A 15208-nucleotide genomic window follows, 5' to 3' on the forward strand; every position below is an offset into this window, starting at 1 on the left:
GGGCGGAGGCGGGCGCGGGCTGGGTGCGGCGTACGGATTCCAGGACGGCGGCGGCGAAGGGCAGCGACTCGTGCACCGGCCCGTAGCCCAGGCCGAACAGCACGGCGGCCGGATCCTGGTCGGCGGCCCGGGTGACCGGAGCCGCCACGGGCACCCCGTCGGCGCTTCCGGAGCCGTCGGGGCCGTGCAGATCGCCCAGACTGCCGCCGGTGCGGTGGTCGACCGGGGCCGCAGCACGGGGCAGCAGCCGCAGATAACCGTCGAGCGCCTCGGGCGAGCGCCATACGATTCCGGCCAACTCGCTCACCTTGAAGGTCTGGTCGCCGGCCTTCCACTTGGCGCTGGAGGCCCCGGTCCAGGACCACCGGAAGGAGATCCGCTCCCCGTCGAAGNCAGCGTCACCGACGACAGCGCCGCATACGGGATGCGGCGTTCCCGCAGGCTCTGGAAGAGCTTCGGTGTGCGGATGCCCCGTTCGAAGCGGATGAGCACGGAGTCGGTGTCGAACTCCCAGGTGGCATGAATTCCGGCCAGCACATCACCCATGTGCCTCATCGTATGCGGCACAGTCCCGCACGTCCCCCCTCGAAGTACGTCCCAATTTTTCGGCCCGGTACGGTCCTCTACGCGCGTCAGCCGTCCCGCTCGCCGGAAATACCGCTGTGGCATGCGCTGTCGGCGCTCGCGCAGCTGACCGATCCGTACGCTCCGACGCCGATCGCGGCGAAGTTGTCGAGGCTCTCGGTCCCCGGTTCGAAGTAGCCGCTGTGCCCGGCGGCCCCGGCCGCCGAGACGATCCGCGCACCGAACGCCGGGTCGACCGGATCGGCCCCGTGACCGATCCCGCCGAACTCCATGTGCGGTACGTCCCCGATCCAGTCGTCCCCGTCCCGCGTCGCCCAGATCCGGGCGCCGGTCTCCAGCTGCCCGGCGTTGGCGGCCCGCATACCGGGACTGCCCGCGACCGCGATGTCGGCCACCCGGTCGGGGGCCCGGTGCGCGGCCACCCCGCACACCACGGAGCCGTAGCTGTGGCAGAACAGCGAGACCTTCGAGGTGCCGGGCAGCGCGCCGACCATCGCGTTCAGCCGCACCGCGCCGTCCGCCGCGAGCCCGCCCAGCGCCGCGTCCATGCCGAGTCCGGCCGGGGCGGTGTAGTCGGCCCACGCGATGACCGCCGTACGGGTGCCCGGGGAGGCCGAGCGCTCCGCCCCGTACAGGGACTTGGCCATCCCGACGGGGGCCGCGTACCTGCGCTTGCTGCGCTCCAGGGTCAACAGATGGGTGTCGACGCCCGGGACCACGACGGAGACCCGGGCGGCCCGGTCGAGATCGCCGAAGACCTCGGCCGCCCGGCCCTTCCCGGACGGGTCGAAGGCCAGGATCTGCCGATCGCCCTTGAGCAACGAACGGAACCGGTCGAGGCGGGCCCGCGCCTCGTCGCGCCCGTCCGGTGACAGCCTCGCGTCGTGCGCCCGCACCTTCTCCACGGCCACGGCCTGTCCGAGCGCCACCCGGTTGGCGTGGTAGCGCAGGGTGACCGGCGCGCCGTTCAGGTTCCCCACCACGGAGGGGTACCTGCCCGCGAGCGCGAACCGCTGCCCCGAGGTGAGGGTGGCGAAGAAGTGGGCCAGCCGATAGGCGGGGGCGTCGGCCTCCGGCAGTGCATGACCCGCTATCCGGTCCCGCGCCCAGGCGGCGAGCGCCAGCTCACGCGGGCCGCCGGCCTGCTGATCGCGTACGGCGCTCCAGCCCGTCGTCGCCAGCATCACGAACACCACCGCTACGGCGAGCAGCGCGCGCCATACGGTCAAGGTGGGGGAGGTGTCGAAGGAAGTCACTGCGCCACACCCTAGGAGACGCGCGCCGACGACCGTGATTCGGGTGAGGTACATCACCCGTCCGCGAAGGGTTCACCCCGGATTTCTCACGGAGGGTCACAGCGGTCCCGTGGCTGAGCTACCTCGCGTGCCAGTCGCGGGCGAGGGCCGGGACGAGCTGGTCGAGATACTCCTCGGTCAGATCGCGCAGCGCCTCCACGCTCGGATCGCCCCCCCGCCCCCACAGCTGGCCGGTCACCCGCATCACCCCGGAGAACGCGGCGACGGCCACCCGCGGCCGGGGGTCCCGCTCCACGTCCAGCCCCTCGCGCTCCGCGATCAGCCGGGCGATCTGGTTCTCCAGGGCGATGCCGCGCCGCATGTGGGCGGCGAGCAGGGAGGGGGTCGACTCGATCATCTGGTAGGTCCGCATATGGAGGTCGACGGTGATGACCTCCTCGATCGCCTCGCCGATGCTGTTCCACGCGCACAGCACCGCCCGGCGCATGGCCTCGAAGGGCGCTTCGTGCGCGGGGCGCCGGCGCAGCTCCTCGATGAAGCGGGACTCCACCATCTCCTGCACGGCGAAGGTGGCGTCCTCCTTGCTCGCGAAGTAGCGGAAGAAGGTGCGCTGGGAGACCTCCACGGCGTCGACGATCTCGTCGACGGTGGTGCGTTCGTACCCCTGGGTGGTGAACAGTTCCAGGGCGGCGCGCAACAAGGCGTCGCGGGTGCGCTGTTTCTTGCGTTCACGCAGTCCGGGTCGGGGCTCGACTGTCTGCCCGTCGGTCACGTACCGGTCCCTCTTTTCCCGTGTTTGTCCAGCTCAGCATACCTGCGAGCGACGTGTGAGCTACGTGACAGTTACTGACTTGTGAATTGGTTTGTCAACTGTCAGAGGCTGTCACTAGTCTCCCCGTTATGACTAGTCAGACCACCGTCGAGAAGGCGCCGCGGGAGCCCGAAGACAACGCAGGACCCGCTCCGGTCAAGGGGCTTCGCGGCCACCCCTGGCTGACCCTCTTCGCCGTCGCCATCGGCGTGATGATGGTCGCCCTCGACGGCACCATCGTCGCCATCGCGAACCCCGCCATCCAGAAGGACCTCGGCGCCACGCTCGCCGACGTCCAGTGGATCACCAACGGATATCTGCTCGCCCTCGCGGTGGCTCTCATCACCGCCGGCAAGCTGGGTGACCGCTTCGGCCACCGGCAGACCTTCCTCATCGGCATCGCGGGCTTCGCCGCCTCGTCCGCCGCCATCGGTTTCTCCAAGGAGATCGGCCTCGTCGTTCTCTTCCGCGTGCTCCAGGGCCTCTTCGGCGCCCTGCTGATGCCGGCCGCGCTCGGCCTGCTGCGCGCCACCTTCCCCGCCGAGAAGCTGAACATGGCGATCGGCATCTGGGGCATGGTGATCGGAGCCTCCACCGCGGGCGGCCCGATCGTCGGCGGTCTGCTCGTCGAGCACGTCAGCTGGCAGTCGGTCTTCTTCATCAACGTGCCGGTCGGCATCGTGGCGCTCGCCTTCGGTCTGGTGATCCTCAAGGACCACCGCGCCGCGAACGCGCCGCGCTCCTTCGACATCCCCGGCATCGTGCTGCTCTCGGGCGCGATGTTCGCCCTCATCTGGGGCATCATCAAGGCCGGTGAGTCCTGGGGCTGGGGCGACGGGCGGACCTGGGCCTGGCTGGCCTCCGCCGTCGCGCTCTTCGTCATCTTCGGCCTCTGGGAGACCAGGGTCCGCGAGCCGCTCGTCCCGCTGGGGATGTTCCGCTCCATCCCGTTGACGGCCGGCGTCGTGCTCATGACGCTGATGGCCTTCGCCTTCATGGGCGGCCTCTTCTTCGTGACGTTCTTCCTCCAGGGCGTCCACGGCCTCAGCCCGGTCGACAGCGGTCTGCGCCTGCTGCCGCTGACCGCGATGATGATCGTCGCCTCGCCGGTCGCCGGTCTGCTGATCACCAAATTCGGCCCGCGCGTCCCGCTGGTCGGCGGCATGGTCTGCACGGCCACCGCGATGTTCGGCATGACCACGCTCACCGAGTCCACCGGCACCTTCGCGATGTCGCTCTGGTTCGCCCTGCTCGGCTGCGGGCTCGCCCCGGTCATGGTCGGCGCCACCGAGGTCATCGTCGGCAACGCGCCCATGGAGCTGTCCGGTGTGGCCGGCGGTCTCCAGCAGGCCGCCATGCAGGTCGGCGGCGCGCTCGGCACCGCCGTCCTCGGCGCGGTCATGTCCTCCAAGGTCAGCGCCGACTTCGCGGACAACTGGGCGGGCGCGGGCCTGCCCGGCGCACCCGACCCGAAGCTGGAGGAGGCCGCCGAGTTCGGCATGGTCCCGACCGAGGCGCTCTCCAAGGCTCCCGGTATGACGCCGGACATCGTCGACCGCATCGGCGGGGTCATCCACGACACCTTCATGTCCGGCATGGGCCTGGCCTTCACCGTCGCGGGCAGCGTCGCGGTCGTCGCCGCCCTCGTCGCCACCCTCACCAAGCGCGGCGAGAACGCCGAGGCGGGCGCTGGGGTGGGTCACATCTGACACGCCCCGCACGACGGCATGGATCGTCAACACAGCGCAGGTCACAGCCCCGCCGAATCCTTTCGGCGGGGCTGTCGCCTATCAGGGTGGACCACCCCGGCCCCTCTTCCGCACCTCCGTCCGGTGACTCAGAGTGAGCGGCGGAAGCACGTCACCGACCAACCACGGGGGTTGATCCACCATGCGCACGAACCTCACGCGTACGGCCGTTCTCGCGGCCGCCCTGGCCGTCTCCGCACTCGTTCCCCAGGCCCTGGCCCACGACCGGACGGCCGCAGCCCCCGAGCGTTCCCCGGGAGCGGGAGTCGCCCTCGGCACCTGTGAGGCGGGCAGGCTCTGCCTCTGGAAGAAGCCCGACTTCACCGGGGCCCGCCAGACCTTCGAGCTCTCCGACACCGACATCGAGAGCTGCGTCCCGCTGCCGAAGGGCGGCGACGCCCAGTCCCTCGCCAACCGCACCGGGCGGCCCGTCACCACCTACCAGTCCGCCGAGTGCGCGGAGACCGGGGAGTTCGAGACGTACCCGGGCGGGGGCACCTGGACGCCCCGGTCCCCGTACCAGGTGCGCGCCTTCAAGATCTGGGAGAACTGAGCCCACCGGCCCCGAACACGCGAAGGGGCGGCGACGCGCCCGCGTCACCGCCCCTCCGCAGTGTTTCCCGCTTACGCGTCGCCGCCCGCCGCGCCCGGATCGGCCGCGGCCACGTCCAGGAGCTCGTAGCGGTCGACGGCCTTCTTCAGGGCCGACCGGTCGACCTTGCCCTCCTTGGCCAGCTCGGTCAGCACCGCCAGCACGATCGACTGCGCGTCGATGTGGAAGAACCGGCGGGCCGCGCCCCGGGTGTCGGCGAAGCCGAAGCCGTCCGCACCCAGCGACTGGTACGCGCCCGGCACCCAGCGCGCGATCTGGTCCGGCACCGAACGCATCCAGTCCGAGACCGCCACGAACGGACCCTGGGCCCCTTCGAGCTTCTTGGTCACGTACGGGACGCGCTGCTCCTCCTCCGGGTGCAGGAGGTTGTGGCGCTCCACGTCCACCGCATCGCGGCGCAGCTCGTTCCAGGAGGTCGCCGACCAGACGTCCGCCTTGACGTTCCACTCGTCCGCGAGGATCTTCTGCGCCTCCAGGGCCCAGGGGACCGCCACGCCGGACGCCATGATCTGGGCCGGGATCTCGCCCTTCTCGCCGGTGGAGAAGCGGTGGATGCCCTTGAGGATGCCCTCGACGTCCACGTTCTCGGGCTCGGCCGGGTGCTGGATCGGCTCGTTGTAGACGGTGAGGTAGTAGAAGACGTCCTCGTTCGCCTCGCCGTACATCCGGCGGAGCCCGTCCTGCATGATGTGCGCGATCTCGAACCCGAAGGCCGGGTCGTACGCGACACAGCCCGGGTTCGTCGAGGCGAGCAGCTGCGAGTGGCCGTCCGCGTGCTGGAGGCCCTCACCGGTCAGCGTGGTGCGGCCGGCGGTCGCACCCAGCACGAAGCCGCGCGAGAGCTGGTCGGCCATCTGCCAGAACTGGTCGCCGGTCCGCTGGAACCCGAACATCGAGTAGAAGACGTACACCGGGATCAGCGGCTCGCCGTGCGTGGCGTACGCCGAACCGGCCGCGATCAGCGAGGCCGTGCAGCCCGCCTCGGAGATGCCGTCGTGCAGCATCTGACCCGTGGGGGACTCCTTGTACGCGAGCAGCAGCTCCCGGTCGACCGCCTCGTACTGCTGACCCAGCGGGTTGTAGATCTTCGCACTCGGGAAGAACGCATCCATGCCGAAGGTGCGGTACTCGTCGGGGGCGATCAGCACGAACCGCTTGCCGATCTCCTTGTCCCGCATGAGGTCCTTCAGGATGCGGACGAACGCCATGGTGGTGGCGATCGACTGCGAACCCGAACCCTTCTTCGCGGCCGCGTACGTCTTGTCGGCGGGCTGCGGCAGCGGCTTCGCACGGACCACCCGGGTCGGGACGTATCCGCCCAGACCCTGGCGGCGGTCGTGCATGTACTGGATCTCCTCCGAGTCGCGGCCCGGGTGGTAGTAGGGCGGGTAGCCCTCGTCCAGCTGCTTGTCCGTGATCGGGATGTGCAGACGGTCCCGGAAGCGCTTGAGGTCCTCGACCGTGAGCTTCTTCATCTGGTGGGTCGCGTTGCGGCCCTCGAAGTTCGGCCCCAGCGTCCAGCCCTTGACCGTCTGCGCCAGGATGACCGTCGGCTGGCCCTTGTGCGCCTTGGCCGCCGCGTAGGCCGCGTAGACCTTGCGGTGGTCGTGACCGCCGCGGCCCAGGTGCAGGATCTGCTGGTCGGTCATGTCCTTGACCATGTCCCGCAGCCGCGGGTCGTCGCCGAAGAAGTGCTCGCGGATGTACGCGCCGGTCTCGGTCGCGTACGTCTGGAACTGGCCGTCCGGTGTGGTGTTCAGCTTGTTGACCAGGATGCCCGTGCGGTCCTGCGCCAGCAGCGGGTCCCAGGAACGGTCCCAGACCAGCTTGATGACGTTCCAGCCGGCGCCCCGGAACTGCGACTCCAGCTCCTGGATGATCTTGCCGTTGCCGCGCACCGGACCGTCGAGCCGCTGGAGGTTGCAGTTGACGACGAAGGTCAGGTTGTCCAGGCCCTCACGGGCCGCGATGGACAGCTGGCCCAGCGACTCCGGCTCGTCCATCTCGCCGTCGCCCAGATAGGCCCAGACGTGCGACTTGGACGTGTCGGCGATCCCGCGCGCCTCCATGTAGCGGTTCATCCGCGCCTGGTAGATCGCGCCGAGCGGGCCGAGGCCCATCGAGACGGTCGGGAACTCCCAGAAGTCCGGCATCAGCCGCGGGTGCGGGTAGCTGGACAGACCGTTCGGGGCCTTCGACTTCTCCTGGCGGAACGCGTCGAGCTGCGCCTCGCTCAGCCGGTCCAGCAGGAACGCGCGGGCGTAGATCCCCGGGGACGCGTGCCCCTGGAAGAAGATCTGGTCGCCGCCGTCGCCCTGGTCCTTGCCCCGGAAGAAGTGGTTGAAGCCCACGTCGTACAGCGAGGCGGAGGAGGCGAAGGTGGCGATGTGGCCGCCGACGCCGATCCCGGGACGCTGGGCCCGCGAGACCATCACGGCGGCGTTCCAGCGGGTCGCGTTGAGGACCTTGCGCTCGATCTCCTCGTCGCCGGGGAAGAACGGCTCGTCCTTCGTGGCGATCGTGTTCACGTAGTCCGTGCTGCGCATCTCCGGCACGGCGACGCGCTTCTCACGCGCGCGCTCGATGAGCCGGAGCATCAGATAGCGGGCCCGCTCACGGCCGCGCTCGTCGACGGCGGCGTCGAGGGAGTCGAGCCATTCCTTGGTCTCCTCGGGATCGAAATCCGGGACCTGGCTCGGAAGGCCGCCAATGATGATCGGGTTGCGATCGGATCCGGAAGCCACACTGTTCCTTCGCTGTTCGGTGGTGCTCTACGGGGCTGTTGCGGGGAACGTGCCCCCCTGACAGCTCTGCCAACTCTGTGTGCGCCGACTCCATCGTGCTACCGCGAGGGCCCGAACGTCATCTCTACCGAGGGGTAACCCCACGGTTCGAAGAACTCGTCCGCGGGGCAGGCGTGTGGGCGGGACGCGGCTGGGTACGGGCAAACCGCAACCTTACGCCCAAGGCGTCCAAGCGTTCCCAAAGGCTGTTCGACTCCTATTGGCGGAGCGAAACCGCATAAGCTGAGGAAGGACGTAAACGGATGGAGCGACCCGGGGCAGGCCCCGGGGAGCCGCCGGAGAGACATGCCGGAACTTGCGGTGACGTGGCAGGGAACGTCACCGTATAGGCGGTCTCGCACGCTGGGTACTTGCGCGATTCGCCGGGCCCGTGTGGACTACGGCCTACGCCCCGCGCACGCGCGTGGCTGCAGCATTTCCGAAGACATGATCAGGAGGCATCCCGTGAGCGCGACCGCGGACCACGCGGAGGAGCGGACCAACCCGGCAGCACGCCTGGGGTTCGAGCCCGGACAGGTGGTCCAGGAGATCGGCTACGACGACGACGTCGAGCTGGAGCTCCGTGAGGGCATTGAGGCCACTACCGGCCAGGAACTCGTCGACGAGGAGTACGACGACGTCGCAGACGTCGTCCTGCTCTGGTTCCGCGACGAGGACGGCGACCTTACGGACGCGCTGGTGGATGCCATCGGTCTGATCGAGGACGGCGGGATGGTCTGGCTGATGACGCCGAAGACCGGCCGTGACGGTTACGTCGAACCGAGCGACATCAATGAGGCCGCCCAGACGGCCGGGCTCGCCCAGACCAAGAGCATCAGCGCGGGCAAGGACTGGACGGGCAGCCGTCTGGCCACCCCCAAGGGGGCCAAGGCCAAGCGCTGAACCGCTCTTCGCACCACCCCGAGGCCCTCACGGGCGCATCCGCACCCGTGAGGGCCTTCGTATGGCCGCAGCCGGTCTGCGTAGGGTGGGAGTCACCCGGACGGACCCGGCCCGGGAAGCGGAGAAGCGGCGAAGGGATACGCGTTCCATGACGATCGAGGTCGGCAGCCAGGCCCCGGACTTCCAGCTCAAGGACAACCACGGCAGGACCGTGCGGCTGTCGGAGTTCCGCGGTGAGAAGAACGTGGTGCTGGTGTTCTACCCGTTCGCCTTCACCGGCGTCTGCACCGGCGAGCTCTGCGCGCTCCGCGACGAGCTGCCCCGCTTCGAGAACGAGGGCACCCAGCTCCTCGCCGTCTCCAACGACTCCATCCACACCTTGCGCGTCTTCGCCGAGCAGGAAGGTCTCGAGTACCCGCTGCTGTCCGACTTCTGGCCGCACGGGGAGACCTCGCGGGCGTACGGCGTCTTCGACGAGGACAAGGGCTGCGCGGTGCGCGGCACCTTCGTCATCGACAAGGAGGGCGTCGTCCGCTGGAGCGTCGTCAACGGCCTCCCGGACGCCCGCGACCTGAACGACTACGTCAAGGCGCTCGAAGCGCTCTGAGACGATCTCCTGGCGACGCCCGGTCAAAAGCCTGTTTTGGCCGGGAACCGGTCACTAGGATCCAATCGTTGATCCGATGCCAACGAACGACGGGGACGCTGGTGTCTGCCGGCCCCTGAGAAAACTACTGGAGGACTCGTGGGAGTCAGCCTCAGCAAGGGCGGCAACGTCTCGCTGACCAAGGCCGCGCCCAACCTGACCGCGGTCATCGTCGGTCTGGGCTGGGACGCCCGCACCACCACCGGGGGTGACTTCGACCTCGACGCCAGCGCCCTGCTGACGAACCCCGAGGGCAAGGTCGCCGCCGACGGCAATTTCGTCTTCTTCAACAACCTGAAGAGCCCCGACGGCTCCGTCGAGCACACCGGTGACAACACCACCGGTGAGGGCGAGGGCGACGACGAGGTCATCAAGGTGAACCTCGCCGGTGTCCCGGCCGACGTCGACAAGATCGTCTTCCCGGTCTCGATCTACGAGGCCGAGAGCCGTCAGCAGAGCTTCGGCCAGGTCCGCAACGCGTACATCCGCGTGGTCAACCAGGCCGACAACACCGAGCTCGCCCGCTACGACCTGAGCGAGGACGCCTCGACGGAGACCGCGATGGTCTTCGGCGAGCTCTACCGCAACGGCGCCGAGTGGAAGTTCCGCGCCATCGGCCAGGGGTACGCCTCCGGCCTGCGCGGCATCGCCCAGGACTTCGGCGTCAACGTCTGACGTTCTGGCGCCAGGGGGCGTCCGGCCGGTCCTGACCCGCCGGACGCCCCCGACCGGGCGCTTTCGACGCCCGACCCGGGCGTCGAAAGCGCCCGGCAGCGTTTTTTCACGACTCGGGGAGGACACACATGGGCGTCACGCTCGCCAAGGGAGGCAATGTCTCCCTCTCCAAGGTCGCACCCAACCTCACCCAGGTGCTGGTCGGGCTCGGCTGGGACGCACGCTCCACCACGGGCGCCGCTTTCGACCTCGACGCCAGCGCCCTGCTGTGCCAGTCGGGTCGGGTGCTCGGTGACGAGTGGTTCATCTTTTACAACAACCTCACGAGCCCCGACGGCTCCGTCGAGCACACCGGCGACAACCTCACCGGTGAGGGCGACGGCGACGACGAGTCCGTCATCGTCCGCCTCGACCAGGTCCCCGCCCACTGCGACAAGATCGTCTTTCCGGTCTCGATCCATGACGCGGACAACCGAGGCCAGGCGTTCGGCCAGGTCAGCAACGCCTTCATCCGCGTGGTCAACCAGGCCGACGGCCAGGAGCTGGCCCGCTACGACCTCAGCGAGGACGCCTCGACGGAGACCGCGATGATCTTCGGCGAGCTCTACCGGTACAACGGCGAGTGGAAATTCCGTGCAGTCGGCCAGGGGTATGCGTCTGGCCTGCGGGGCATCGCTCTAGACTTCGGCGTCAACGTTTCATAACGCCGCGCACGGCGCGGGGGGCCCCGACACACCGGGGGAGACCCTTTTAACAACACGATGGGGTAGCCAGTGGTACTGAAAACCTTCGGCTGGTCGTTCGCGGTCACCGCGCTCGGCCTGGTCGCAGCGATTTTCTACGGGGGGTGGCAGGCTTTCGGCATCGTCGCGATCCTGTCCGTCCTGGAGATCTCGCTGTCCTTCGACAACGCGGTGATCAACGCCGGAATCCTGAAGAAGATGAATGCCTTCTGGCAGAAGATCTTCCTCACCATCGGCATCCTCATCGCCGTCTTCGGTATGCGACTGGTGTTCCCCGTCGTGATCGTGGCCGTGAGCGCCAAGCTCGGACCGATCGAGGCCATCGACCTGTCCTTCAACGACCCGGACAGGTACAAGGAACTGGTGACGGACGCCCATCCGTCGATCGCCGCCTTCGGTGGCATGTTCCTGCTGATGATCTTCCTCGACTTCATCTTCGACGAGGACCGGGACATCCACTGGCTGCGCTGGATCGAGCGTCCGCTCGCCAAGCTCGGCAAGGTCGACATGCTGTCGGTCTGCGTCGCCCTGATCATCCTGATGATCACCGCCATGACCTTCGCGACCCAGGCCCACCAGCACGGCGGCGGGCACGTGGACAAGTCGGCGACGGTCATGCTCTCCGGTATCGCCGGTCTGATCACCTACCTGATCGTCGGCGGGCTCTCCGGCTTCTTCGAGGGCAAGCTCGAAGAGGAGGAGGAGCGTGAGCACGAGGCCGAGGAGGAGGCCAAGAAGAAGGGCAAGCCCGTCACCGGGGTCGCCCTCGCCGGAAAGGCCGCGTTCTTCCTCTTCCTCTACCTGGAAGTGCTGGACGCCTCGTTCTCCTTCGACGGCGTCATCGGCGCCTTCGCCATCACCAACGAGATCGTGCTGATGGCCCTCGGCCTCGGTATCGGCGCCATGTACGTCCGTTCGCTCACCGTCTACCTGGTGCGCGAGGGCACGCTCGACGACTACGTCTACCTGGAGCACGGCGCGCACTACGCGATCGGCGCGCTCTCGATCATCCTGCTGATCACCATCCAGCACGAGATCAACGAGCTCATCACCGGCTCGGTCGGCGTGATCCTGATCGCCCTCTCCTTCTGGTCCTCGGTCAAGCGCAACCGCGCGCTCGCCGCGGAATCCGGCGGCGGCGACGGCTCGGGCACGAAGGCGGAAGTGTCCTCCGGGGTGTGACCCGGTAGGGATTGAGGAACGCTCTCTGCGGGGCGGCCCACACGGCGACGGCTCTCCGGGAACTCCCGGACCCGGCCCGGTGGCCGCCCCGCAGTGATGTCCGGGGCGCGAACAGGTAGCGCGAACAGGCGACGCGAACAGGTGGGGGTAGGGATGGGATTCTTCGACGGCCTGTGGCCGGGGCGCGCGGCGCAGTTCGACTCGGGCAACGCGACGTCGAGCGCCGTCGTGCTGTCCAAACGGAACGCCACGATCTCGCTCAACAAGCAGGGCGCCCTGTCGGGCAACCTCCGGGTCAACCTCTCCTGGCGGATGCGGACCTCGGACATCGAGGGCCGCTCACGCCAGAGCGGCAGCCTGCGGCGCCCGCTCCAGCTCTTCAAACCCGAGGTGGTCCAGGCGCACACCCAGGGCGTCGTCAACGTCGACCTGGACCTCGGCTGCATGTACGAGCTGATGGACGGCACCAAGGGGGTCGTACAGCCCCTGGGCAGCCTGATCGGCGACCTCAACGGCCCGCCCTACGTCCGGCTCAGCGGCGACGACCGGTTCGGCGCGCCCTCGGGCGAGACGGTCTACGTCAACCTCGACCAGCGCGACAAGATCAAGCGGCTGCTGTTCTTCGTCTACATCTACGACCGGACGCCGGCGTTCGACCGTACGCACGCCAAGATCACGCTCTACCCGGGCCACGGCCCGCGCATCGAGATCGAGCTGGACGAACGCGCCCCGCAGGCCCGCTCCTGCGCGGTGTTCACCGTGGAGAACATCAAGGACGAGCTGATCGTGCGCCGCGAGGTGAAGTTCGTGTACGGATTCCAGTCCGAGCTGGACCGGCTGTACGGCTACGGCATGCAATGGGGGCGCGGCTACAAGTCCCGGACCTGATCCGGGGCCCGCTCCCGGAGCACGGCTCAGGACCGGACGAACTGCGGACCTTGTGGAGGCAGCGCGAAATGGGGGTCGGGCGCGTGTGCGGCGGCTGCCGCGGGCTGCGGATAGCCGTAGGCGGGTGGAGCGGCGGCGGGCTGCGGATAGCCGTACGCCGGCTGCTGGGCCCCGGCGGCGGCAGCGGGAGGCGCGACCGGGGGCGGATAGCCGTAGGAGGGCTGCTGATGCTGCACCGTGGCCTGCGCGTCGGGCCCGGCCCCGGTGGCCGCGGCCGGGACGGGTCCCGGCGGCGCGCTCGGAGGAGGCGGCACGGCGGCCGGGAGGGGGCCCGCGGCGTCCGGCTCCCGCGTCCCGTCGTACGCCCGGTCCTCGTCCGCCGCCTCCGACTCGTCCACCGAGATGCCGAAGGCGGTGGCCAGGCCGATCAGCCCGGTGGGATAGCCCTGGCCGACCGCACGGAACTTCCAGCCCTCGCCGCGGCGGTACAGCTCGCCGCAGATGATCGCCGTCTCTTCCCCGGTCTCCGGCCGCACATCGAACACCGCCAGCGGCTCGCCGTCGGCGAACGCGGCGTCGAACAGGAGTATGCGCAGGTCCGGGACCTGTTCGAAGGCGGCCCCGTCGGAGGAGGCCGCGATGACGACCTGGTCCACCGAGACGTCGAGCGCTCCGAGGTCCGCCTCGATCGTGTCCGTCAGCCCTTCCGGGACACTGCGCTTCGGCAGCCGCCGGACCAGGCCGGAGGGATGCCGGGGCTGGTTGTAGAAGACGAAGTCCTCGTCCGACCGCACCCGCCCGGACGCACCGAGGAGCAGGGCGGAGGCGTCCACGTCGGGAACCCCGGCGCCCGGGGTCCAGCGCAGCACGGCCCGGACGGCCGCGGCATCGACAGGGACGTTCGAGCCCTTCAGCATCGTGTGCGTCATGACCGTCATCCTGCCTGCTGGGGACCCGTGCGGACAACGCGGGGGGCGGCACGGCCGTGCCCGGCGGTGGCGCGGGCCGAGCGGGACCGTACCGCGAGAGGGGGCCGGACAAGGGGCGAGTAACCGGAAATTCATGTACATGGGGAACTGTTGACACCCGTCCGTACGTACTATTACCGGCCATGCGTTGTTCGGCCGGTCAGGCAGTTCGGGGGAAAATCATGCGTCACTTCGGGCACATATCGCCCGCTGCCCGCGAGGGCCTGTTTCACAGAGAGCCCAGCACCTTCACCGCGGAGTCCCCGGCGAGGATGCTCTCCGTCGCCCTGGGGGCCACGCTCTACTCCCCGGCCACCCGTCCGTCGCTCGCCGAGGACGTGCTGAAGCAGGCCGCGCGGGGTGTCGTCTCCATGGTGCTCTGTCTGGAGGACTCGATCGACGACGCCGAGGTGACCGACGCCGAAGCCAACCTGATCAGGCAGTTTGCCGCGCTGGCCGCCCGGGACACGGCGTCCGGACCCACTGCGGGCAGCGCGGGCGACGCCCAGGGCGCGGCCGGCGCGGACGTCCCGCTCCTCTTCATCCGCGTACGGGAACCGGCCCAGATCACCGACCTGGTGCGCCGCCTCGGCGACTCGGTCCGGATGTTGTCCGGTTTCGTACTTCCCAAATTCACCGAAGAGCGTGGCAGGCACTTCCTGGAGGCGCTTGCCGAGGCCGAGACGGCATGCGGCCGACGGCTCTTCGCCATGCCCGTCCTCGAATCCCCCGAGCTGCTCCATCTGGAGACGCGCGGCGACATCCTCCGCGGCATCGCCCGCAGCGTCGACAAATACCGGGACCGGGTCCTCGCCCTGCGGCTCGGCGTCACCGACTTCTGCTCGGCCTACGGACTGCGCCGCGCGCCCGACATGACGGCGTACGACGTCCATATCGTCGCCTCCGTGATCGCCGACGTGGTCAACGTGCTCGGCCGGGCCGACGGCACCGGCTTCACGATCACCGGACCGGTCTGGGAGTACTTCCGTCGCCAGGAGCGCATGTTCAAGCCCCAGCTGCGCCGCAGCCCCTTCCTGGAGGGCCGCGCCGAGGAGCTGCGCACGGCCCTTATCGAGCACGACATGGACGGACTGCTCCGGGAGATCGAACTCGACCGGGCCAACGGCCTGCTCGGCAAGACCTGCATCCACCCGTCGCACGTGGCGCCCGTCCACGCGCTGTCCGTGGTCAGCCACGAGGAGTTCACCGACGCTCAGGACATCCTGAGCCCCGAGCGCGGGGGCGGCGGGGTGCTGCGTTCGGCGTACACGAACAAGATGAACGAAGTGAAGCCCCACCGGGCCTGGGCCGAGCGCACGCTCCAGCGGGCCGAGGTCTTCGGGGTGGCGAGGGAAGACGTCGGCTTCGTGGACCTGCTGGCCGTCGGCCTGACGAACTGAGCGCGCG

13 protein-coding genes and 1 pseudogene are annotated in these 15208 nt (G+C 69.1%); 9 read left to right on the top strand and 5 right to left on the bottom strand.

Translation table 11 applies throughout. From position 1 onward, the window contains the following. From D3105_RS00995 to D3105_RS01005, 3 genes and pseudogenes are all read right to left on the bottom strand, one after another. A pseudogene (locus D3105_RS00995) lies at nucleotides 1–546 on the bottom strand (DUF4429 domain-containing protein); the annotation flags it as partial. A gap of 86 nt (nucleotides 547–632) precedes the next feature. After that, nucleotides 633–1841, bottom strand: a complete 1209-nt coding sequence (locus D3105_RS01000) for an alpha/beta hydrolase (protein ID WP_118899120.1) — start codon at nucleotides 1839–1841, stop codon at nucleotides 633–635. Between the two features lie 118 nt (nucleotides 1842–1959). Then, nucleotides 1960–2613 carry a TetR family transcriptional regulator gene (locus D3105_RS01005; RefSeq protein ID WP_118899121.1) on the bottom strand — a complete coding sequence of 218 codons (654 nt, stop codon included), beginning with the start codon at nucleotides 2611–2613 and terminating at the stop codon, nucleotides 1960–1962. Nucleotides 2614–2864: 251 nt separating this feature from the next. Here D3105_RS01005 and D3105_RS01010 point away from each other — a divergent pair, with 251 nt between their 5' ends. Both D3105_RS01010 and D3105_RS01015 read left to right on the top strand, forming a co-directional pair. Next, nucleotides 2865–4361 carry an MFS transporter gene (locus D3105_RS01010; protein WP_412081011.1) on the top strand — a complete coding sequence of 499 codons (1497 nt, stop codon included), beginning with the start codon at nucleotides 2865–2867 and terminating at the stop codon, nucleotides 4359–4361. A 181-nt stretch (nucleotides 4362–4542) separates the two neighbouring features. Continuing rightward, complete coding sequence (locus D3105_RS01015) at nucleotides 4543–4953, top strand: peptidase inhibitor family I36 protein (RefSeq protein ID WP_118899123.1); 411 nt, start codon at nucleotides 4543–4545, stop codon at nucleotides 4951–4953. A 71-nt stretch (nucleotides 4954–5024) separates the two neighbouring features. Here the strand turns inward: D3105_RS01015 and aceE are convergent, their stop codons facing one another. Further along, complete coding sequence (aceE, locus tag D3105_RS01020; protein ID WP_010057494.1) at nucleotides 5025–7757, bottom strand: pyruvate dehydrogenase (acetyl-transferring), homodimeric type; 2733 nt, start codon at nucleotides 7755–7757, stop codon at nucleotides 5025–5027. A gap of 504 nt (nucleotides 7758–8261) precedes the next feature. Between aceE and D3105_RS01025 the strand changes: the two genes are divergently transcribed. From D3105_RS01025 to D3105_RS01055, 6 genes are all read left to right on the top strand, one after another. Beyond that, on the top strand, nucleotides 8262–8699 hold the full coding sequence (locus D3105_RS01025) for a DUF3052 domain-containing protein (protein WP_030592963.1): 438 nt from the start codon (nucleotides 8262–8264) through the stop codon (nucleotides 8697–8699). Between the two features lie 148 nt (nucleotides 8700–8847). Further along, nucleotides 8848–9306 (top strand): peroxiredoxin, encoded by a 459-nt coding sequence (locus D3105_RS01030; RefSeq protein ID WP_006124187.1) that lies wholly within the window; start codon nucleotides 8848–8850, stop codon nucleotides 9304–9306. A gap of 138 nt (nucleotides 9307–9444) precedes the next feature. After that, the gene (locus tag D3105_RS01040; RefSeq protein WP_030592959.1) at nucleotides 9445–10020 is read left to right on the top strand and encodes a TerD family protein; all 576 of its coding nucleotides are present in this window, start codon (nucleotides 9445–9447) and stop codon (nucleotides 10018–10020) included. A gap of 128 nt (nucleotides 10021–10148) precedes the next feature. Further along, a complete protein-coding gene (locus tag D3105_RS01045; RefSeq protein WP_003969403.1) occupies nucleotides 10149–10724 on the top strand; it encodes a TerD family protein in 576 nt (191 codons plus the stop codon). A 69-nt stretch (nucleotides 10725–10793) separates the two neighbouring features. Further along, nucleotides 10794–11945, top strand: coding sequence for a DUF475 domain-containing protein (locus D3105_RS01050; RefSeq protein WP_032776073.1), 1152 nt, complete (start codon nucleotides 10794–10796; stop codon nucleotides 11943–11945). Between the two features lie 153 nt (nucleotides 11946–12098). After that, nucleotides 12099–12833, top strand: coding sequence for a TerD family protein (locus D3105_RS01055; RefSeq protein WP_118899124.1), 735 nt, complete (start codon nucleotides 12099–12101; stop codon nucleotides 12831–12833). Between the two features lie 26 nt (nucleotides 12834–12859). On the opposite strand, the gene D3105_RS01060 is transcribed toward D3105_RS01055, so the two are convergent. Beyond that, nucleotides 12860–13762, bottom strand: a complete 903-nt coding sequence (locus tag D3105_RS01060) for a TerD family protein (protein WP_118899125.1) — start codon at nucleotides 13760–13762, stop codon at nucleotides 12860–12862. Between the two features lie 221 nt (nucleotides 13763–13983). Between D3105_RS01060 and D3105_RS01065 the strand changes: the two genes are divergently transcribed. Continuing rightward, complete coding sequence (locus D3105_RS01065; protein ID WP_118899126.1) at nucleotides 13984–15201, top strand: HpcH/HpaI aldolase/citrate lyase family protein; 1218 nt, start codon at nucleotides 13984–13986, stop codon at nucleotides 15199–15201. Nucleotides 15202–15208: the final 7 nt, after the last annotated feature.

It is taken from the genome of Streptomyces globisporus, from assembly GCF_003501885.1.
Classification (GTDB): Bacteria; Actinomycetota; Actinomycetes; order Streptomycetales; family Streptomycetaceae; genus Streptomyces; species Streptomyces globisporus_D.